The 20,530-nt window shown below is 68.5% G+C and carries 20 protein-coding genes; 7 read left to right on the top strand and 13 right to left on the bottom strand.

The window, feature by feature from the left end:
* Positions 1-8 precede the first annotated feature (8 nt).
* The 6 genes from IEW85_RS12580 (at position 9) to IEW85_RS12555 (ending at position 6,706) form a co-directional block, all read left to right on the top strand.
* The gene (locus IEW85_RS12580) at positions 9-851 is read left to right on the top strand and encodes a thioredoxin domain-containing protein (protein ID WP_229659019.1); all 843 of its coding nucleotides are present in this window, start codon (positions 9-11) and stop codon (positions 849-851) included.
* The gene (locus IEW85_RS12575) at positions 841-2,244 is read left to right on the top strand and encodes a sensor histidine kinase (protein ID WP_188686291.1); all 1,404 of its coding nucleotides are present in this window, start codon (positions 841-843) and stop codon (positions 2,242-2,244) included. Before IEW85_RS12580 ends, IEW85_RS12575 begins: the two co-directional genes overlap by 11 nt.
* Positions 2,244-2,957, top strand: coding sequence for a response regulator (locus tag IEW85_RS12570; protein WP_188686288.1), 714 nt, complete (start codon positions 2,244-2,246; stop codon positions 2,955-2,957). Before IEW85_RS12575 ends, IEW85_RS12570 begins: the two co-directional genes overlap by 1 nt.
* A 94-nt stretch (positions 2,958-3,051) precedes the next feature.
* Positions 3,052-3,969 carry an ABC transporter ATP-binding protein gene (locus tag IEW85_RS12565; RefSeq protein WP_188686285.1) on the top strand — a complete coding sequence of 306 codons (918 nt, stop codon included), beginning with the start codon at positions 3,052-3,054 and terminating at the stop codon, positions 3,967-3,969.
* Between the two features lie 5 nt (positions 3,970-3,974).
* Positions 3,975-5,084, top strand: a complete 1,110-nt coding sequence (locus tag IEW85_RS12560) for an ABC transporter permease (RefSeq protein ID WP_229659018.1) — start codon at positions 3,975-3,977, stop codon at positions 5,082-5,084.
* Positions 5,085-5,287: 203 nt separating this feature from the next.
* On the top strand, positions 5,288-6,706 hold the full coding sequence (locus IEW85_RS12555) for an RbtT/DalT/CsbX family MFS transporter (RefSeq protein ID WP_188686282.1): 1,419 nt from the start codon (positions 5,288-5,290) through the stop codon (positions 6,704-6,706).
* A gap of 185 nt (positions 6,707-6,891) precedes the next feature.
* Here IEW85_RS12555 and IEW85_RS12550 read toward each other — a convergent pair whose 3' ends face one another.
* The 8 genes from IEW85_RS12550 to IEW85_RS12515 form a co-directional block, all read right to left on the bottom strand.
* Entirely contained in the window at positions 6,892-7,368 is a 477-nt protein-coding gene (locus IEW85_RS12550) for a flavodoxin domain-containing protein (RefSeq protein ID WP_188686280.1), read from the bottom strand.
* The gene (locus IEW85_RS12545) at positions 7,365-8,699 is read right to left on the bottom strand and encodes a dicarboxylate/amino acid:cation symporter (protein ID WP_188686278.1); all 1,335 of its coding nucleotides are present in this window, start codon (positions 8,697-8,699) and stop codon (positions 7,365-7,367) included. Before IEW85_RS12545 ends, IEW85_RS12550 begins: the two co-directional genes overlap by 4 nt.
* 106 nt (positions 8,700-8,805) lie before the next feature.
* Complete coding sequence (locus IEW85_RS12540) at positions 8,806-10,839, bottom strand: NHL domain-containing thioredoxin family protein (RefSeq protein WP_188686276.1); 2,034 nt, start codon at positions 10,837-10,839, stop codon at positions 8,806-8,808.
* Complete coding sequence (locus IEW85_RS12535; protein ID WP_188686274.1) at positions 10,840-11,601, bottom strand: hypothetical protein; 762 nt, start codon at positions 11,599-11,601, stop codon at positions 10,840-10,842.
* Positions 11,598-13,802 carry a bifunctional copper resistance protein CopD/cytochrome c oxidase assembly protein gene (locus tag IEW85_RS12530; protein ID WP_229659017.1) on the bottom strand — a complete coding sequence of 735 codons (2,205 nt, stop codon included), beginning with the start codon at positions 13,800-13,802 and terminating at the stop codon, positions 11,598-11,600. The genes IEW85_RS12535 and IEW85_RS12530 overlap by 4 nt, the downstream gene beginning before the upstream one ends.
* Complete coding sequence (locus IEW85_RS12525; RefSeq protein ID WP_188686270.1) at positions 13,799-14,539, bottom strand: copper resistance CopC family protein; 741 nt, start codon at positions 14,537-14,539, stop codon at positions 13,799-13,801. Before IEW85_RS12525 ends, IEW85_RS12530 begins: the two co-directional genes overlap by 4 nt.
* 70 nt (positions 14,540-14,609) lie before the next feature.
* The gene (locus IEW85_RS12520) at positions 14,610-15,311 is read right to left on the bottom strand and encodes a hypothetical protein (protein WP_229659016.1); all 702 of its coding nucleotides are present in this window, start codon (positions 15,309-15,311) and stop codon (positions 14,610-14,612) included.
* Positions 15,312-15,481: 170 nt separating this feature from the next.
* A complete protein-coding gene (locus tag IEW85_RS12515) occupies positions 15,482-15,763 on the bottom strand; it encodes an HU family DNA-binding protein (RefSeq protein ID WP_188686265.1) in 282 nt (93 codons plus the stop codon).
* A gap of 298 nt (positions 15,764-16,061) precedes the next feature.
* On the opposite strand from IEW85_RS12515, the gene IEW85_RS12510 reads away from it, so the two are divergent.
* The gene (locus IEW85_RS12510) at positions 16,062-16,940 is read left to right on the top strand and encodes a hypothetical protein (RefSeq protein ID WP_188686261.1); all 879 of its coding nucleotides are present in this window, start codon (positions 16,062-16,064) and stop codon (positions 16,938-16,940) included.
* A 105-nt stretch (positions 16,941-17,045) separates the two neighbouring features.
* Here the strand turns inward: IEW85_RS12510 and rpsN are convergent, their stop codons facing one another.
* The 5 genes from rpsN to IEW85_RS12485 form a co-directional block, all read right to left on the bottom strand.
* Complete coding sequence (rpsN, locus tag IEW85_RS12505; protein ID WP_188686259.1) at positions 17,046-17,351, bottom strand: 30S ribosomal protein S14; 306 nt, start codon at positions 17,349-17,351, stop codon at positions 17,046-17,048.
* Between the two features lie 2 nt (positions 17,352-17,353).
* A complete protein-coding gene (gene rpmG / locus IEW85_RS12500) occupies positions 17,354-17,521 on the bottom strand; it encodes a 50S ribosomal protein L33 (protein ID WP_022872124.1) in 168 nt (55 codons plus the stop codon).
* Positions 17,521-17,757, bottom strand: a complete 237-nt coding sequence (gene rpmB, locus IEW85_RS12495; RefSeq protein WP_188686258.1) for a 50S ribosomal protein L28 — start codon at positions 17,755-17,757, stop codon at positions 17,521-17,523. The genes rpmG and rpmB overlap by 1 nt, the downstream gene beginning before the upstream one ends.
* A 311-nt stretch (positions 17,758-18,068) precedes the next feature.
* Positions 18,069-19,496, bottom strand: coding sequence for an amidase (locus IEW85_RS12490; protein ID WP_188686256.1), 1,428 nt, complete (start codon positions 19,494-19,496; stop codon positions 18,069-18,071).
* 41 nt (positions 19,497-19,537) lie between these two features.
* Entirely contained in the window at positions 19,538-20,515 is a 978-nt protein-coding gene (locus IEW85_RS12485) for a D-2-hydroxyacid dehydrogenase (RefSeq protein ID WP_188686254.1), read from the bottom strand.
* Positions 20,516-20,530: the final 15 nt, after the last annotated feature.

Below are 20,530 nucleotides of genomic sequence, written 5' to 3'. Positions count from 1 at the left end.
TGAGGCTCATGATGAATCGGACACCTCGCCGCTGGCTGACTGCCCTGACCTCTGTGGCCGCCCTGTCGCTGGTGCTCTCCGGATGCGCCAGCGTGGGTGACTCCGCAGAGCCCGACGCCCCGGAGGAGGACGCCGCCGGCCAGGAGGAGCAGGATCAGCCTGACCAGGCCGATCAGGACGACGCCGCCCAGGACGGCGACGACGACGGCGACCTGGGCGCCGTCCCCTCCGCCGCCACTGAGCACGGCGGCTTCGTCCTGAGCTCCCCCACGGAGCTGGAGCCCGGCACCGCCCCGGATGAGGTGGACCTGGAGGATCTGCCCAGCTCCGAGGAGCCCGGAGTCCCCAGCGGCCTGCGCCCGCCGGAGGAGGGCGAGCCGCTGCATGTGGTCATCTACAGCGACCCCTCCTGCCCGCACTGCGCCGACTTCGAGGAGGAGTACGGCGACTTCCTCGAGGACGAGCTCGACGAGGGCACCATCACCGTGGAGTACCGCACCATGACCTTCGTGGACGAGCAGAACTCCCCCGAGGCCTCCAACGCCTTCTCCTGCATGGCCGAAGAGTCCCCGGAGGACTACCTGCCCTACCTCAACGAGGTCACCCAGTCCTTCGGCGAGGGACTGAGCCCGGAGGATCTCGCCGAGATCGCCGCGGATGACTACGGCGCCGACATCTCCAACTGCATCGAGGACGGCACCTACCTCGACTTCGCCGAGTACACCACTGAGGTCGCCGGAGAGGATCAGATCCCCGGCACCCCGACGGTCTACGCCGGCGAGGAGGAGTGGGACGGCACCGAGGACTTCGACGAGTGGGCCGAGGAGCAGCTGGCCGAGCATGCCGACTGAGCAGAACCCGGCAGCACAGGAGCCGCAGCCGACCCCGGGGCAGCAGCGGGAGCAGGATCCGGTGCCGGACCAGTGGGTCCGGCGCCGCCCCACCTCCGATGAGGCGCGCACCGATGCCCTGATCGCTGCGGTCATGTTCTGCCTGGGCATCCTGGCGCTGACGCTGTTCCGGATGGTCGGCTTCTACGATGACCCGGCCGGACCGGTGACCTCGCTGCTGTGCATCGCCCTGGGCACTGTGCCCCTGGCGCTGCGGCGTCTCTACCCGACCCTCACCCTGTTCGTGGTGGCCATCGCCATGGTGTTCATCGCTGAGCTGGAGGTCCCGGAGACGCTGATCATCAACATCGCCGTATTCATGGCGATCTATACCGTGGGCGCCTGGTCCCGGGACCGGCGTCGGGCGGTGCGGGTGCAGACGGTGGTCGTCGTCGCGATGCTCCTCTGGCTCTTCAGCGCCTTCCTCCGCGAGACCCTCTCGGTGGAAGAGGACGTGCTCGCCGGTGAGATGACGCCCGCGCTGGCCTATTGGCTCTACCAGCTGCTGATCAACCTGCTCTACTTCGCCGGAGCCGTGTGGTTCGGCCACCACGCCTGGGGCAAAGCCCGGACCGAGGCCCGGCTGGAGGAGCAGACTGAGGCGCTGCAGGCCGAACGCGCCGTGGTGGCCAGCCAGGCCGTCTCCCTGGAGCGGCTGCGCATCGCCCGCGAGCTGCATGACTCGGTGGCCCACCACGTCTCGCTGATGGGTGTGCAGGCCGGAGCGGCCCGCACCCTGCTGAAGACCGACGACGCCGCCGCTGAGGACTTCATCCGCCAGATCGAGTCCTCCGCTCGCAGCTCCGTCTCCGAGATGCAGTCCATCCTGGGCGTGCTGCGCGACGGCTCCGCCGAGGCCGAGGAGCCGGCCAGCGCCCTGGGGATCGACCAGATCGATGACCTCCTGGCCGCCGCCCGCACCGCTGGGCTGGAGACCCGCTACGAGGTCCACGGCGAACCCAAGGCCCTGCGCCCCGTGTATTCGCTGACCCTCTACCGGATCGCCCAGGAGGCGCTGACCAATATCCGCAAGCACGCCGGGGAGGGCGCCGCCACCGATGTCCGGCTGCGCTGGCGCTCGGCCTCCGTGGAGCTGGAGATCCTCGACGACGGCGGACGACGCCGCCACCACGGCACCGCCCAGCCCTCCTCCGGGCACGGCCTGCCCGGAATGCGCGAACGTGCCGCCGCCCTGGGCGGAAGCTTCGACTGCGGGCCGCGGGAGCCCACCGGGTTCTTCATCCGCGTGGACCTGCCGGTGGCCGAGGCTGAGGCCGTGCCGGCCGGGGTGCGGCCGGCGTCGGGGGCTGGGGCCGATGAAGCGGGCCGGAACGAGAGCGGAGGGGTGAGCTGATGACGCAGAACGAGGTGCCGCTGCGGATCGTGCTGGCCGATGATGAGCCGCTGATGCTGGCCGGACTGGCCGCCATCCTCAACGCACAGCCGGATATCGAGGTCCTGGGCACCGCCCCGAACGGACAGCAGGCCGTGGAGCTTGTGGCCCGGACCCAGCCGGATGTGGTCTGCCTGGACATCGAGATGCCGGTGATGAGCGGAATTCAGGCCACCCGTGAGATCCTCTCAGCCCATGAGACCCAGGTGGTCATGCTGACCACCTTCCGCCGTGAGGACTATCTGATGGACTCCCTGAAGGCCGGGGCCAGCGGGTTCCTGCTGAAGACAGCCACCCCGGAGCAGCTGGCCGAGAGCATCCGCACAGTGGCCTCCGGAGAGGCGCTGCTGGCTCCGGAGATGACCCGCTCGCTGATCCGGCGCAGCATGGAGGAGGATCAGAGTTCTGGACCGGGCCGTCCGACGCAGGCGAGCCCAGACCAGAGCGTCGGCCGGGACTCCACAGTGGAGCCGCTGAGCCAGCGCGAGCGCGACGTCCTCGCCCAGGCCGCCCTGGGACTGTCCAACAGCGAGATCGGCGAGCGGCTGTTCATCGGAGCCGAGACGGTCAAGACCCATATGTCCCGGGTGCTGGCCAAGCTGCAGCTGCGCAACCGCGTCCAGGCCGTCGCCTACGCCCACCGCCACGGCATCGTGGCAGATTCCCCCGACTGACAGCAATTCCCCCGCCCGGGGGATCCCCGCCCGATCAGGCGTCATTAGGCTCAAGCATGAGAGCTGACACCACTGACCTGAGGGAGAGGATCCCATGCTGGAACTCCACGACATCTGCCGGTCCTTCGGCGGACGCCGGGTGCTGCACGATGTGTCTCTGACCGCCCGCCGCGGCCAGCTGACCGGCTTCGTCGGGGGCAACGGCGCCGGCAAGACCACCACTATGCGCATCATCCTGGGCGTGCTGGCCGCCGACTCCGGAACCATGCGGCTGGACGGACAGGAGCTGGCCCCGGCATCCCGCACCCGGTTCGGCTATATGCCCTCCGAGCGCGGCCTCTACCCCAAGATGAAGCTGGCCGAGCAGATCGGCTACCTGGCCCGCCTGCACGGGTTCAGCCGCAGCGAGGCCGCCGAGCGCGCCGAGTCCCTGCTGACCCGTCTGGGCCTGGGCGAGCGGCTGAACGATCCGCTGGAGGCGCTCTCCCTGGGCAACCAGCAGCGCGTCCAGATCGCCGCCGCCCTGGTCCACGACCCAGATGTGCTGATCCTGGACGAGCCCTTCTCCGGACTGGATCCCCTGGCTGTGGACGAGGTGCTCAGCGTACTGACCGAGCAGGCCGCCAAGGGCGCCGTCGTCCTCTTCTCCTCCCATCAGCTCGATGTGGTGGAGCGGCTCTGCGACGACCTGGTCATCATCGGCGACGGCCGGGTCATGGCCTCCGGAGGCCGTGATGAGCTCCGCCGGGCCCACGGGACCCTGCGCTATGAGCTGCAGACCGAGACCGACGCCGGCTGGGTCCGCGAGGTCCCCGGCGTGACGGTGGACGAGTTCGCCGCCGACCGAGTGCTCTTCCGCTCCCAGCCCGCGGTGGCCCAGGCCGTGCTGAGCCAGGCCGTGGGTCAGGGCGCGGTGCGCCGCTTCGCCCCGGTGCTGCCCGATCTCAGCGAGATCTTCCGCGAGTTCACCGCCGATTCCTACAACCAGCCGGCAGAGGAGACCCTGCGATGACCACGATGAGCACACGCACCCCGCTGACCACCAGCTCGGCCACTCTGCTGGTGGCCGAGCGCGAGATCACCACCCAGCTGCGCAGCAAGCCCTTCCTGATCAGCATGGTCGTCCTCGTGATGATCGTTGTCGGCGGCATCGTCGGCGCGAACATCTTCGGCGGCGATGACGAGGATGATCAGGTCCCGGCCGCCGTGGTCGGCCTGGACGAGACCGTGACAGAGGGGCTGGAGGAGGCCGGCGTCGAGGCCACCACCTCCGCCACGATGGACGACGCCGAGGACCTGCTGCGCGAGGAGGAGGTCGAGGCGATCATCGCCGCCGACGGCGACTCCCCCTCCGGCGTCCGCGTGATCGGCTTGGACAGCGAGCCCAACGATGTGGCTCAGCTGCTCGCCGTCACCCCCACCACCGAAGTGCTGGAAGGAGGAGAGGCCGACGGTGCGCTGCGGATGCTGGTGCCTGCGGCCTTCGGCATGGTCTTCATGTTCGTGGGCATCAGCTGCGGCATGATGATCGTCCAGAACACCATCCAGGAGAAGCAGAACCGGATCGTGGAACTCCTGCTGGCGGCCATCTCCGCCCGCGCCCTGCTGGGCGGCAAGATCCTGGGCAACTCGGTGCTCGCGCTGGGCCAGGGTGTGGTGCTGGCAGCGGCATCCGTCGTCGGGCTGCTGATCACCGGGCAGCAGGACATGCTGGATGTCCTCACCGTCCCCATGCTGTGGTTCGTCCTGTTCTTCATCCCGGGCTTCGTGCTGGTGGCCTCCATGTTCGCGGCGGGCGCCTCCATGGTCTCCCGCCAGGAGGACTCCGGCACCGTGGTCACCCCCACGATGATGCTGCTGATGGCCCCGTACTTCGTGGTGGTCTTCTTCAACGACAACCCGCTGGCGATGACCATCGCCTCCTATGTGCCGTTCTCGGCACCGGTGGCCATGCCCGCCCGGATGTTCTTCAATGAGGCCGAGTGGTTCGAGCCCCTGCTGGCCCTGGGCGTCCTGGCTCTGGCCACAGTGCTCATGACGCTGCTGGCGGCGAAGATCTACAGCCGCTCGCTGCTGCAGACCGGTCAGCGGGTCTCGCTGAAGACGGCGCTGTCCTCGGCAGACTGAGCCCGACTCCGGCAGATAGCGCCCCTCCCCCATCAGCTGAAGCCTCCAGGGTGAACCCCCTGGAGGCCTCAGCTGTGACACAGATGACGTGATCCGCATTATGCTCTATTGTGGACTCCGGCCTGCTCATATGAGCTACGTCTCATACTCAGCTGAGCCGCCTCAGGCAAGGAAGCCCGAAGACCGAAGGAGCACCACGTTCGATGAGTACATCAGTGTCCGCAAGGGGCCGGCAGAGCGGCCCCACCGCTGAGACCGGCGTCGGAGACGTCTCAGCGGTGGGGAACACCGCGCTGGACCGGATCGGCATCCCCCATGTCCTGCGCTTCGGCTTCCTGGGGCTGCTCCTGCTCATGACGGCCGTGGGCATCGAGTCCAACTTCCTCGAGCCGCATATGTCCCAGGTGCTCAGCGTCAGCGGCACCACAGTGGCTGCCATCGTCACTTGGCACAACCTGGCCGTGGCCATCGCCTCCTACCTGGGCGGCGCGCTGGCCGACCTCTTCGGCCCCAAGCGCGTGATGGTGCTGGGGGCGGCCCTCTGGGTGGCCTTCCACGTGCTGTTCCTGGTGGCCTTGGAGGCAGGCTCCATGGAGCTGGCCGCAGCCGCCTACTTCGCCCGCGGCTTCGGCTTCCCGCTGTTCGCCTTCGCCTTCATCGTCTGGATCGCCGCCGTGGCGCCCAATCAGCGGCGCTCCACGGCCATCGGCTGGTTCTACGTCATGTACACCGGCGGCCTGCCCACGCTGGGCTCGCTGATCGCCATCGGTGCCATCCCCGCCTTCGGCGGCGGAGGGGTGGGCGGCCCCGGCGAGACCGGCGCACTCTGGCTGGCCACCGGCATCGCGGTCCTGGGTTTCCTCATCGCCCACTTCGGCGTGCGGGAGAAGCGCGGCACTCGGCGTCTGGCCCCGGCGGGAGAGACCGCCGCCCAGGTGCTCACCGCGGGTGTGCGGCTGACCGCCACCAACTCCAAGATCCTGATGGGCTTCCTGATCCGCCTGATCAACACCGCCCCGCAGTTCGGCATGTTCATCGTGCTGCCGGCGGTCATGTACGCCGGTGAGGAGAACCTCGGCTGGTCCCAGTCGCAGTACCTGTCCATGACTGTGGCAGTCTTCGCCACCAACATCCTGGTCAACGCCGTCTTCGGTGCCGTGGGCGACCGGTGGGGCTGGCGCCGCACGGTGAAGTGGTTCGGCATCAGCGGCTCCGCGCTGGGGCTGCTGGCCTGGTGGTACGTGCCGCATCTGCTGCCGCAGGACAGCACCTGGGGCTACCTGGCCGCCGTGGTGGCCGGCTGCCTGTTCGGCTGCATGCTGGCCGGCTTCGTCCCGATGGGCGCGATCATGCCGGCCCTGACCCCGGACCACAAGGGCGCGGCCATGGCCATGTACACCACGGCCGCCGGCGGCGCGATCTTCCTGGGCACCGCAGTGGTCTGGCTGGTGCGCCAGATCAGCGATCTGGTCGGCCTGGAGGATGCCTTCACCATCAACTCCATCACCGTGTGGGTGTTCGTGGGACTCTACGGCTGCGCCTTCCTGATGATCGACCGGCTGCGCGTGGTCGAGGATGAGGACCGCGAGAAGCACGGAAAGCTCTTCGGCTCCGCCCGCTGATCCCCTCCCCTTGACGCGTAGGTGATCGATAAAACCCAAAATATGAGCTGAAATCGGCGATCTCGGGCCTCAGGATGGGTTTTATCGATCACCCACGGTCAGAGCCGCTGAGAGACAGAGAGGCCCGGTTCCCTGAGTCAGGGAACCGGGCCTCTCTGTCTACGGTGTGTGGCAGCGCGCCGGGATCAGCTCACGCCGTAGGCGAGCAGGCCGTTGGCCCAGTCCTCCACGGCAGGCCAGTCGCGCCAGTCGGCGTCCACGGGCTGACGGGCCACCTTCAGCTGCAGCTTCTCCAGGAAGCTGAGCTTCTCGCTGTCCACGGCACCGCGGAAGTAGGCGATCTCGCGGTGCGGGTACTGGCGCATGGTGGACTCGATCTCCGAGTCCAGGCGGGGGCTGCCGCCCACGGCGTAGAGGAAGAGCGGCTTGCCGCCCAGCTCGGTGCGGTGCCCGTCCAGGAAGAGCTTGCCCGGACCCCACAGACCCTGCCGGTAGACCGGAAGCCCGACCACCACATTGTCCGTCTCATAGAGCCACTTGCCGGCCTCGGAGATGTCTTTGACGTGGGCCGAGACTCCCCGGGCGCTCAGCGTGGAGACGATGCGCTCACCGATCTCCGCCGTCGAACCGTGCTTGCTCGCCACAACGACCATAGTGGTCATAGGTCATCCGCCTTTCGCCCGTCTTGAGTGCTGTCCTCGAGTTTACCGGCTGGAGGGTCCCGCGGCTCCTCCAGCATGCCCGGTTCGGTCTTGGCGATCATCCGCGTTCCGGCCAGGTCACCGGTGACGTTGCACATGGTGCGTCCCATATCCAGGATGGCGTCGATGCCGGCCACCAGCGCCACCGGCGCCATGGGCAGTCCAGCCGCGGTCACCGCCATGGTCAGCATGATCAGTCCCGCCCCGGGGACGCCTGCGGTGCCGATGGAGGCCAGGACGCCGACGGCGGCCACTGTGGCGATCTGCGTCAGGGAGAGCTCAGTGCCGGTCACATTGGCCACGAACACCGTGGCCGCACCCACGTAGATGGCGGTGCCGTCCATATTGATGGTCGAGCCCAGCGGCAGGGTGAAGGAGTAGACGCCCTTCTTCACCCCCAGCCGCTCGGCGGCCTGGGTGGAGACCGGCAGCGTGCCGCCCGAGGAGCGGGTCACGAAGGCGGTGAGCATGGGCTCCTTGGCCTCGCGGAAGAAGCGGATCACCGGGGCCCGGAAGACCAGCAGCATCAGGGCGTAGACCAGGATCTGCACGAAGATGCCGGCATAGACCGAGCCGGTCAGCTGCAGCAGGGGCAGCAGCGCGTCGCTGCCGGTCTCGCCCACCACCACGGCGATCAGGGCGAAGACGCCGATGGGCGAGTACTGCAGCACGCCCCGGATGATCAGGAAGACGAGCTCCACGCCGCCGTCCACGAACCGGCGGATGTCGGCGGCGATGCCGGCCAGCCGCTCGTCGCTGGAGTCCTGCAGATACGCCAGCGCGACGCCGGCGCACAGCGCGAAGAACATCACGGCCAGCACCTGCCCCTCGGCCAGAGCGCCGAAGATGTTCTCCGGGACGATGTCCACCAGCACCTCGGAGAGCGGCGGTGCGGTCTCGCCCTCGTCCTCGTCGCCGGCGGGCATGTCCAGGCCGGCGCCCGGGGACATGAGCAGCGCCAGCCCGATGCCGATGGACATGGCGAAGGCGGTGGTCACCAAGTAGTAGACGAAGGCCTTGCCGCCGATCCGTCCCAGCGTCTTCGGGGAGACGGAGGCGACACCGGCGATCAGGGTGAGCAGGATCAGGGGCATCACCAGCATCATCAGCAGGCGCAGGAAGACATCGCCCAGCGGCTGGATCACGCTGATGCCGGGCCCGAAGATCAGCCCGGCGACGATGCCGAGCACCAGGGCCACTGACAGCTTCCAGATCAGAGAGATCTCCAAGTAGCGGCGCCACAGCGAGGGTCGGGCAGACTCAGAGGAGGTCACAGAATCGGGTTTGTCCATGGTGGAACACTACCCGGCCCTGAGATTTCCCTGCTGTGACGACGAAACCCGCCGGCCCGAAGACCTGAGGTCCTCGGCGGCGGGTCTCGTCAGTGACCGGCGGCGATCAGCGGATGCCGCGCAGGTCCAGCTGCAGGCCGGTGTCCGCGCCCTCCTCCAGGGTGACCGGGATGCCCCAGTCCTGCTGGTAGAGGTGGCAGGCGGCGTGCATCGGGATCTCCTCGCCGGGGGCGCCGTCGCAGGCGGCCGCCCGGGCAGTGATGTGCAGGACTCCCTCGGTCACCTCGGTGTTCAGCCGCAGCGTCCGCTCCAGCCCCTCGGAGTTGCCCGCACCCTCGAGGATGAGGTTCTCCGGGGAGGAGGAGATCTTCAGCTGGGTGGGATCGCCCCACCGGTCATCCAGCTTCTGGCCGGTCGGGGCGGCGAAGCCCACGGTCAGGGAGAACTCGCCGGGGGCCACGGCGGTGGCCGGACGCTGGGTCTGGGAGGCGCCCTCATCCACGGTCAGGTACTCCTCCGGGATGGCGATGCGCACCAGCTCGTGGGCGTTGGTCTCCACCACCAGCAGCGTGGCGCCGTCGGAGTCCAGCAGCACATCCGAGGGCTCTTTGAGCCCGCGGGCCACGGTGGAGACCTCTGCCGGAACGGTGGTGCCGTCGGCGGCGAAGTGCTCGCCGTGGAAGCGGCGGATCGCACCGTTGTAGGTGTCGGCCACCAGCACGGAGCCGTCGGGCAGGGCTGCCACACCCAGCGGGTGCTGCAGCCGGGCCTGGGCGGGATCGCCGTCGCGGAAGCCGAAGTCGAAGAGCCCCTCCCCCACGATGGTCTCCACATAGGGGGTCTCGGGGCTGCCCTTCTCCCCTGCTGCGCCGTAGCCGTCGCCCAGGCGGAGCACGCGCAGCGAGGAGGTCTCGGAGTCGGCGATCCAGATGTCACCTTGGGCGTCGGCGGCCAGGCCGGAGGTCTGGGCGAACCAGGCCTCGCCGGCATCGCCGTCGCTCAGGCCCTCCAGGCCGGTGCCGGCCCAGATGGACAGCTCGCCGGTGGCGGGGTCGAAGGCGAAGATCTGGTGGGTGCCGGCCATGGCCACGATGACCCGCTGGGTCTTCTCCGACCACAGCACGTCCCAGGGCGAGGACAGCGAGACGCTGAGCGGATCGGTGCCCAGGCTGCCCAGCTCATCGGCCTGGGCCTCGGTGACCCGTTCAGAGTCGATGAGGCGCTGCACACCGTTGCCGACCAGCGTGGTCACCGCACCGGTGGAGGTGCTGATGCCGCGCAGCCGGTGGTTGACCGTATCGGCCACCACGATGTCGTAGCCGACCTGCTCGGCCAGCTCCGTGGGCAGAAGGGTGAGGCCCTGCGGCTCGGTGAACTGTGCGGCGTCGTTGCCCTCCGACGATCCTTCGCCGTCGGCGTGGCCCTTCTCGCCGGTGCCCCAGGAGCGGACCACCGTCTCCAGGTCGTCCTTCAGTTCGATGATGCGGTGGTGGCCGGTGTCGGCCACCAGGAAGTTCCCGACGCCGGATCCCTCGCCGCCCAGCTCGCGGGTCACCGGCACAGCCTTGCCCGGGAAGCGCAGGGTGCGGCTGACCGGCTCCGGCGGGACGTAGGGGCCGTCGCCGCGGTGCAGGGTGCCTTTGGTCTCATGCTCGGCGGCCAGCCCCTCCACCAGGGAGGTCAGACCGGCTACATGGCCCTCGCCGGAGAGTGAGGCGGCGATGTAGCCCTCGGGGTCGATGACCACCAGAGTGGGCCAGGCGCGGGCTGAGTAGGCCTGCCAGGTGACCAGGTTGGGGTCGTCCAGCACGGGGTGCTCGATCTCGTAGCGCTCCACGGCGGCGGCCAGGGCGTCGGGATCGGCCTCATGCTCGAACTTCGGGGAGTGCACGCCCACGGTGACCAGAACGTCATGGAAACGCTCCTCCAGCGGGCGCAGCTCGTCCAACACGTGCAGGCAGTTGATGCAGCAGAACGTCCAGAAGTCCAGGATGACGATCTTGCCCCGGAGGTCCTCCAGGGTCACCTGCTTGCCGCCGGTGTTCAGCCAGCCGCGGCCGATCAGCTCCGAGGCCCGGATACGGTCTGTGCGGCGGATGTCTGCCGCCGACTCTGCGGTGGCTGCCGTCTCTGCTGTCATCTACTGCTCCTCGTCCAATGCGCTCACGATCTCCGTGGTGATGGCTTCGCCGATCTGGGTGAACTCTGCCGAGTTCGCCGCCTCCTCACCGATGAAGGAGACCATCACGACGTCCTCGCCTGCTTGGGCGAACAGCATCTGGGCGGCGATTGTTCCATCCTCTCCGCCCTCGCCCATGCGCTGGGTGCGGGTGTAGGCCACGCTGGACTCCTCCGGCAGCGATTCCAGCTCCACGGGGGCGAACTCATAGTGGTAGTCCATGTCATCCAGGGCGATCTCCATATCCCCGCAGGACTCCACCAGCTCGTTCACACTGGCGATGTGGTCCTCCACCAGCTGGTGGTCCTCCTCATCGGAGAGTGTGGCGACCTCCAGAGAGCCGGTGCCGGTGAAGGTCTCGGAGACGAAGTCGGCCCGGGCGGCGTCCTCCTCCAGCATGATCGGCTGGAAGTCGACGTCGGCGATGGGCTCGGCGCATTCGGCGGGACTGATGTCCTCCTCGCTGGTGCCGGGCAGCACCTCCCCAGCCTCCTCACGAGTGGTCTCCAGTTGGTTCTCCGTGGCGAATCCTGCCGAGCCGAAGCCGAAGCTGCCGGCCCGGTCCAGGCCGGATTCGGCGGCCTCGATCAGCCGCTCGCTGCCGGCCGGAGGGCTGTCGTCGCCCTCGACCTGATTCTCATCCTCGCCGCAGGCGGTCAGGGCCAGAAGCCCGACGGCGGCGCCGGCCAGCGCCTTGGTTCCGCGGTGACGTGCTGCGCTCATCGGCGCTCCTCCCGTTCCGCCATGGCGGCGAACATCTCGTTGTACTCGTGAAGCTCTGCGTCCTCGGTCCGGTCAGCCTCCCGGTCCAAGCGCTTGGTCTCTCGCTTATCGGTCCTGGACCACTGCATGGCCACCATGACCGCCATCAGCATGGCGGGCACCTCACCCAGGCCCCACATGAGCTCACCACCGCGCTGCTGGTCCTCCAGTGCGGAGAAGCCCCAGTCGTGGCCGATGTTGCCGAACCAGGAGGCCTCGATCAGCGCCTCCTGGCTGGAGAGCCCCACGGCCAGGAATGCGTGGAAGACCATCGTGGCCAGCAGGATGATCAGCCGGAACGGATACGGCGGCCGCCTGGGCAGCGGGTCATCGCCCACCAGGACCAGGGCAAAGATGTACCCGGTCAGCAGGAAGTGGACGATCATGAACTGGTGCCCCAGGTGGTACTCCAGGGAGAGCCCGAAGACCGGGGTGAAGTAGAACAGCAGGATGGAGCCTGCGAAGTTCGCCGCGGCCACCAGCGGGTTGGTCACCAGCCGGGAGAACCGGGAGTGGACCAGCCAGAGGATCCATTCGCGGGCGCCGCGGGTGCCGTCGGAGCGGGTGGGCAGCGACTTCATCGCCAGGGTGACCGGAGAGCCGAGCACCATGAAGATCGGCGCCACCATCGTCAGCGTCATGTGCTGGATCATGTGGCCGCTGAAGAGCACCATGCCGTAGACCGCAGGGCCGCCGGAGGTGACCCAGAACAGAATGGCCAGGCCGAAGAGGAAGCTCAGCGTCCGGCCGATGGACCAGCGGGTGCCGCGGCGGCGCAGCGAGATCATCGCGGTGATGTACCAGGCCGCCAGGAAGAGGATGATCCCTACCCACAGCCAGTCCGGACGCCACAGGGTGAGGTAGTTGCTCAGGTCCGGGGCCGGGGGCAGGTCGTAGCCGGTCAGGGTGCGGGCCGGCGTCGCGTCCGGGGGCAGCTCCTCGGTGACCGGCGGTGAGGTCCGGCCCAGCACCGCGCTGATGCCGATGACGGCGGCCATCACGGCCACCTCCACCAGGATGAGCTGCCAGAGCAGCTTGGTGGTCCGGCGCGGATCGGCGGAGCGGGCGGGCTTCTCAAGTCCGCGCGGGGAGGCCCCGGCGCCGGCGTGGGCGCCGGCCAGCCGCGGGATGATCCAGGAGCGGTGCATCCAGCCGATGACCGCCAGGCCCAGGGTGGCCACCGTCTTCAGCGTCAGCATCACGCCGTAGGGGGTGGTCAGCAGCTGGCCCGGGGACTCGATGCGCAGATCGGCGTTGATGATCCCGGAGAGCGCCACGGTGATCAGCGCCAGCATGGCCAGCACCGAGTAGCGGCGCAGCAGGGTGCCCACCAGCTCGGGACCGCCCTGATCCTTGGTGGTCCGCACGGAGGCCTGGCGCCTGATCTCCGGCGCCAGCAGCACCAGGGCGGTCAGCCCACCCACCCAGATCACGACGCCGAGCAGGTGCAGTCCCAGCGAGTTCACCGCCGCCATATGGTCATCGCCGGAGGCCGAGTGGCCCACCAGGGCCATCGGGACGATGGCGGTCAGGCCCAGCACGGCGGTGAAGAAGAGTCCGGCCTGGTTGCGCACAGCGGAGACCAGAGTGGCGAAGATGCCGGCCATGACCACGATGGTCATCCAGGCCTGGCCCGTGGCGATGGACTGCACATAGCCCAGGAAGCCGGCGGAGAAGGCCTCCGAGGTGGACAGCGGCTGCCCGGCCAGGGAGGAATAGCTGAGCACCAGCACGGCGATGGCCGCGATGGTCCAGACCACGGCCGCCACTGTGGCGATCTGCATGGCCCGGGCGAAGAGCGGGTGCTCATCAGCGGCGGCGGCCTGGTCACGGTCGGCCTTCTGGTCGCGGCGGCGCTGGCGGGAGCGGGGGCCCACCCGTGCGGGGATGGCCACAGCGGCCAGGATGACTGCGCCCACGGCGGTGGCCATGGCGATGTGGTGGATATAGCGGGAGGCGGGCAGGCCCCATCGGGTGACGGCACCCGGGTCTGCGATCTCTCCGGCCTGTCCGACACCGGTGAGCCAGCCGGCCACGGCGACGGCGATCAGTCCTGCGCTGAGGGCGGCGCCCACCACGGGCAGCGGCGCCGACCACACCTGGCCGGTGCGGTTCTTGGCGGCGCTGCTGCCCGTGGTGTTCGCCTTCTCGGTACGGGTCACTGGCTGTCCCTGTCTCCTTCGCCCGAGACGTCGTCGTCGCTGCTGTGGTCCTTCCACTTCTCGGCCTGCTTCATCTTCTGCCGGACCAGGACCAGCACGGTCGCAACGACCAGCACACCGGCACCGGCGAAGACGATCGGAGCCCAGGCCGGGAAGTCATCCTGCACGGCAGGGTTCTCGTCCTGGGCGGCGGGGTCCTCCTCAGCGGCGGGGTCCTCCTCAGCGGCAGGGTCGGCCATATCGGGGGTCTCTGCCTCGGCCCTCTCCTGCTGGCTGGGCTCCTCCGCCTCATCCTCGTCGGCCTGGGCCTCGGAGCTGTCGATGGCGGCGGGGTCCTCCACCTCGAACTCGAAGCTGAGCTCCTCGTCATGTCCGTCGGAGTAGACCACGTGGTAGGTCACGGTGTATTCGCCGTTGGGCAGGGAGTCCTGCAGGTCGGTGGACATGGTGCTGCCCTCCACCACGGCGGACTCCTCGGTCTCCCAGCTCTCGCCGTCCTCATCGCGGACGAGGATCTCGTTGGGGATGTCCTCCCCCTGGGTCAGTCCCGATCCGCTGAACTCCAGCACGATCTCCTCGGGGCTCTCGGTGAGCACCTCGCCCTCCTCGGGCATGGAAGAGATGAGCGTGTCATGGGCCCAGGCGGGTGCGGCCGCTGCGGCGCTCAGGCCCAGGGCTGCGGCTCCGGAGAGGGCCAGGAGGCGGGATGTTCTGTGGGCACCAGATGCTGCTGTCATAGGGGTCTTCCTCACGTGTTCGATCTGTCGGTCAGGATGGCATCATGCCGCTGACCCTGCAGGCTGCGGGTCAGCAGGCCAGATCGACGGCGGGAGGGCCGCGGACTGCGCGGGGGCCGGCCCCGTTCCAGACATCGGCGCCGTGGAGCAGCGGCCGGGCCGGCAGGCTGCGGGCGCGGCGGTCATCGGTGAGCGGGACCGCGGCCGCCAGCAGCAGCGCCGGGCGCAGACTCAGCAGCGCGCCGCATGCGGCCAGCAGGGTCTCGCCGCGGCGCAGCAGGACGTAGGTCAGCACGGCCGCACCGAGGTGGGCCGCCGCCATGCCGGCATCGGGACCTGCTGAGAGCCCGTGGAGGTGATCCGCAGTGCCGGCCGGCAGGTCCACGGCGACGTGTTCCACGTGGTGGCTGTGACCGGCGTGGGCAGCTGCGGCGCCGGTGGCACCGCCGGCCTGCTGGGCGGGGAAGAGTTCGAAGAGCCCGTGGAGAACGGCCTGGCTGGAGAGGACGGCGGCGGCGAGCCGGACGCGGCTCAGCCGCACTCCGGAGAGAGCGGTGCACAGCGGGATGCTCACGGCCAGGGCCAGCACGATGACCAGGGCATGCGGGGCGTGGTGGCCGGCGGCCGTATGGGCGGCTGCGGCGAATCCGACGGCGAGTCCGCCGGAGAGGAGGCCGCGCAGAAGACGCGCGGCCCCACGGACGTGACGGCGCTGCGCCACGTGACGGTGCTGCGCAGTCTGATGGCGCTTCGCGCTGGACGTCGACTCCATGGGATCACCTCCTGCCACGTGAGAATTCTACTCCTGTTCTACAAACTGTAGAAAAATGGCGAGCGCAGTGACCGCCCCACCACCAGACGACGACGACCCCTTGTCTCCTTCAAGGAGGAGAAAGGGGTCGTCGTCGATGTCCGGAGCTGCGATCAGCCCCGGAAGAGGCATCACTTGGAGGCGGCAGCCTTCAGCTTGGAGCCTGCGGAAAGCTTCACGGAGTAGCCGGCCGGAATCTGGATGGTCTCGCCGGTCTGCGGGTTGCGGCCGGTGCGAGCGGCACGCTCGGTGCGCTCCACGGCCAGCCAGCCGGGGATGGTGACCTTCTCGCCCTGGGAGACCTGCTCGGTGAAGACCTCGAAGACGGCGTCCAGCACGCCGTTGACGGCGGCCTGGGAGTTGCCGGACTTCTCTGCGACTGCTGCGACGAGCTCGCTGCGGTTCAGTGCCATGTGTTGTCCTCCTGGACTCAAATCGAATACCGGCCGTGAGCGGCCGGCCACTCAGTCCCCAACTCGGGGCTTTCAGAACGGCAACTTACCACGGGGTTCAGTCGAAACCCGCACGATCCCGGGCAATTCCAGGGATTTCACAGCATTTCGGCTGTCAGCCGACGAGTTCTGTGCCCCGGGACACCTGTGCGGTATAAGCCCCCGACGCCGCCCACCCACCCTCAACGCATTGCTTTTGCAACTTTGCTATGGTTAACTCTTGAGCAGAAGTCATCACCACACTGTGGAGGAGAATCCCATGACTGCCGCTTCCAGCCTCACCTCGCTGACCACCCTGCGCATCGCCGGACTGCTGGGCATCGGCACGCTCGGCCTGACCGCCTGCGCAGCCGAGGTCGAGGCCGACCCCGCCGCCCAGCAGGAGGCCGAGGCCACCGAGCAGGCCGAAGACACCGACGCCGACGCGGCGGCCGGCGAGGCGGCCGGCGAGGCGGCCGCGCAGCATGCCGAAGAGGAGGCCGACGTCGAGCTGGGTCCGCTGGAGCAGACTGAGGTGGAGGACCTGCTGATCGACCCCTCGGATCTGTCATTCAGCTCCCCGACGGAGATCCGCAGCACCGGCGGCTCCATCCGTGAGGAGCTGCACATGCTGGGCGCTGTGGCCAGCGGCTTCTCACGCGAGGCCGTGGAGGACAACCCGGACTGGCAGCCAGATCCGGAGGAGGTCCCCTGCCAGGACGCCTACCTGGACATGGTGGACTTCGTGGACGATCAGGACCGACCGGACGCCGGCGGCTTCTCCGGCGTGGCCTCGGACCCACAGCCCCCGGCCCATGAGTCCTTCCAGGAGCAGCTGATGCTGGTGGGCGTGGACTCCCACGAGGGATTCGACTCCGGTGAGATCACCGTGCTCTGGGAGGAGGTCCTCGCCACCTGCGAGACCGACACCCACCTGCCGGGAGCGCACTTCGGAGAGCCCGAGGAGTTCAGGTTCGGGGAGGCCAGCGGCCTGCAGTTCGTCACCCACCCGGATATGTACGGGGGCGACAACGAGCTGGTCTTCGCCACCTGGGACCTGGGACCCACCACTGTGTGGCTGTTCAGCTTCGGCTATGAGCCGAAGGAGTACGAGGAGGCCTTCGAGGAGCAGCTGGAGCTCATCCGGACCGAACTCTGACCGGCCCGTCTCCCCTGCTGACATGCAGGGCGCGGACACGAAAAGGGCGGCATCCCCGTCACGGGGATGCCGCCCTTTCTGTGGCTTCAGGCTAGAGCCGGACGATCACCAGGAAGACTTGGTGATGCCGGGCAGCTCGCCCTTGTGCGCCATGTCGCGGAAGCGGATACGGCTGATGCCGAACTTCTGGAAGGTGCCGCGGGGGCGACCGTCGATGCTGTCGCGGTCGCGGACGCGGACCGGAGAAGCGTCGCGGGGAAGCTTCTGCAGGCCCACGCGTGCTGCCTCGCGCTCCTCGTCGGTGGCGTTCTCGTCGACCAGGGTCTTCTTCAGCTGAGCACGCTTCTCGGCGTAGCGCTCAACGATGACCTTGCGCTGCTCGTTCTTTGCGATCTTGGACTTCTTGGCCATGATCAGCGCTCCTCTCGGAAGTCGACGTGCTTGCGGACGACCGGGTCGTACTTCTTCAGCACGATGCGGTCAGGGTTGTTGCGGCGGTTCTTGCGGGTCACGTAGGTGAAGCCCGTGCCGGCCGTCGACTTCAGCTTGATGATGGGACGTACGTCCTTATCCTTTGCCATTAGAGCTTCTCACCCTTCTTGATCAGCTCGGCGACGACGACGTCGATGCCGCGCACGTCGATGGTCTTGATGCCCTTGGCGGACAGGTTCAGCGTCACCTTACGACCCAGCGAAGGAACCCAGTAGGTCTTCTTCTGGATGTTCGGGTCGAACCGACGCTTCGTGCGGCGGTGCGAGTGGGAAATCTGGTTGCCGAACTGCGGCCCCACTCCGGTCACCTGGCAACGTGCTGCCATGATCACTCCTCTTGTTTCAGTACGTAGATGAATGCATCCTTCACACCGTGACGTACGAGGACGACCAGGCTGGGTGAGATCCAACCGAAGTGCCTTTTTGACGGTGATGCTTCACGCGGCTTCACTGTTTTCCGGGCGCCGCACCCCTGCCCCAGGACAGAATCCGGGGCGTCTTCGGGCACAGCACAGCTCGGCCGACTGTCTATGCTAGCTCAGCGGCAGGTATCCGCGCAAAGCCGCCGACGCCGGCCTCCCCACTCCCCCGCGGGCTCCAGCCCGCAGTCCGAGCGACCCCGCTCAGCTGAGCAGGCTCAGCCCTCCAGCGCCGAGGCGGTGGCCGGCACATCCACCGGGCGCGAGAACTGCTCGCCGGTGGCCTTCTCATAGGCGCGGGCGGCGCGCAGCACCAGGGCATCCTGGGTGCGGGCGGCTACGAACTGCAACCCCACGGGAAGGCCGTCGGCGGCCACGCCGCAGGGCACCGAGGCTCCCGGCTGCTGCGTCATGTTGAAGGGGTAGGTGTAGGGGGTCCAGGAGGTCCACATCTCCGAGCTCCACCCTTCCGGCGCCTGCCGCGTGCAGTCGAAGGCGGTGATGGGCATGGTCGGGGTGACCAGCAGATCGTACTTTTCGTGGAAGGCCCCCATGGTGACGCCCATGGCCATGCGCACGGCCGTGGCGTCCAGGTAGTCCAGCGCGGAGGAGTCCACATACTGCTCGATGCCGGCCCGCAGCCCCGGGTCAACCCGGTCCAGGGCGTCCGGGCCGTAGGCCTCCAACACTTTGGCGGCGCCGGTGAACCACAGGACGTGGAAGGGCTCGATGGGGTCCTCGATGCCCGGGTCCACCTCTTCGACCACGGCACCCAGCTCCTCCAGGGTGCGCACGGCCTGGCCCACCAGCCGGTCCACCTCAGGGTCGTTGCTGCCGAAGCCCAGTGTGGGCGAATAGGCGATGCGCAGACCCTCGATGCCGTCCTCAAGCCCGTCCAGGTAGGAGGTGCGCGGCGTCGGGAGGGCGGACCAGTCGCGGGAGTCGAAGCCGGTGATGATGTCCATCAGCAGGGCGGTGTCCTTGACCGTGCGGGTCATCGGACCCGCGTGGGCCAGGGTTCCGAAGGGCGAGGAGGGGAACATCGGGACGGTGCCATAAGTGGGCTTGATGGCCACTGTGCCGGTGAAGGAGGCGGGGATGCGCACGGAGCCGCCGCCGTCGGTGCCCACCGACCAGGGGCCCATGCCCGCACCCACGGCGGAGGCCGAGCCGCCGGAGGAGCCCCCGGCGTGGACAGTGGGATCCCAGGGATTGGAGGTCTCACCGCTGCGCTGGCAGTCGGTCACCCCCTTCCAGGCGAATTCGGGGGTCGAGGTCTTGCCCAGCAGGACCGCGCCGGTCTCCTTCAGCCGGGCCACACAGGGAGCGTCGAAGTCCCAGGGACCGGCCTCATCGATCAGCAGGCTGCCGCGCAGAGTGGGCCAGCCCGTCGTCGGGAAGATGTCTTTGATGGAGGCGGGCACGCCGTCGCCGGGGCCGAGGACCTCCCCGGAGGCCCAGCGCTGGGCCGAGGCGCGTGCGGAGTCCAGGGCGGACTCTCGGTCCACCCGAACGAAGGCGTTGAGGTCGCCGTCGCGCTCACCGATGCGCTGCAGGACGGCCTCCGTGGCGTCCACGGGGGTGAACTCGCCGACGCGGTACCCCTCCAGCAGCTCAACAGCGGTCTTATCTGCCAGATCCGTCATAGTCCCTCCCCGGTGTGTGGGCCGCCGCAGCGACGGCCACCTCAGTGTCTCGGCACGTAGCCCTTGTCCTTGTCCACGATGTTCTTCAGCGTCTCACCGGCCAGCCAGCGCTCCGCGTTCTCCACGAACTGCTCGGCCAGAGCCGCGCTCCAGCCGACCACATCTCCTGACATATGGGCTGAGATCAGCACATTGTCCAGAGCCCAGAGCGGAGAGTCCTCCGGCAGCGGCTCCCGGTCGAAGACGTCCAGCGAGGCGAAGCCGATCCCGCCGCTGCGCAGTGCCTGGATCAGCGCGGGCTCGTCCACGGACTCGCCCCGGCCGATGTTGACCAGATGCGCCTCGGGCCTCATCGCCGAGAACACCTCGGCGCTGATCAACCCGGTGGTCTGCGGGGTCAGCGGGGCCGCGTTGATCAGGTGATCAGCCCAGCCGGCGTGCTCGGCGAGCTCCTCGCTGGAGACCACGACGCCGAAATCGGGGTCCTCCTGTCGGGCAGTGCGCCCGACGCCGCGGACCTCCATCCCGACCGCGCGCAGCAGTCGGGCTGTCTCGCGGCCGATGGCACCGGTCCCGATGACCATGGCACGCTGCCCCTGGATGCGCTGGGTCTCACGGTGGACCCAGCGGCGCTCGGCCTTATAGCGGTGGCTCAGCGCGAAGTCCTTGGCCTGAGCCAGGACGGCGCCGAGCACGAACTCTGCGATGGGGCGGTCGAAGAAGCCCTGGGCGTTGGTCACGGTGACCTCGGAGCCGGCCAGCTCGTCAAACATGAGCTTGTCCACACCGGCGGCGGCCACGTGGATCCACTGCAGCTGATCGGCGTGGGGCCAGGCGTTCTCCACCGCCTCGGAGAAGAAGTCCCAGAGGAAGAGGGCATCGGCGCCCTCCAGCGCCTGGGGAAGCCCGTCAGGGTCGGTGAACCTGATCTCGGCACGGCCGTCGAAGGCCTCCAGTCCGGGCGGTATGCGCTCCGGGTTGTTGGTGTCGTCAGGGATCAGCACGGCGATCACGGGCATGCCGCAACCCTAGGG

Origin of the sequence: Nesterenkonia cremea, from assembly GCF_014642675.1 — a bacterium.
Classification (GTDB): Bacteria; Actinomycetota; Actinomycetes; order Actinomycetales; family Micrococcaceae; genus Nesterenkonia; species Nesterenkonia cremea.
Note: the sequence above shows the minus strand (reverse complement) of the source record. Positions and strands in the feature narration are given on the sequence as shown.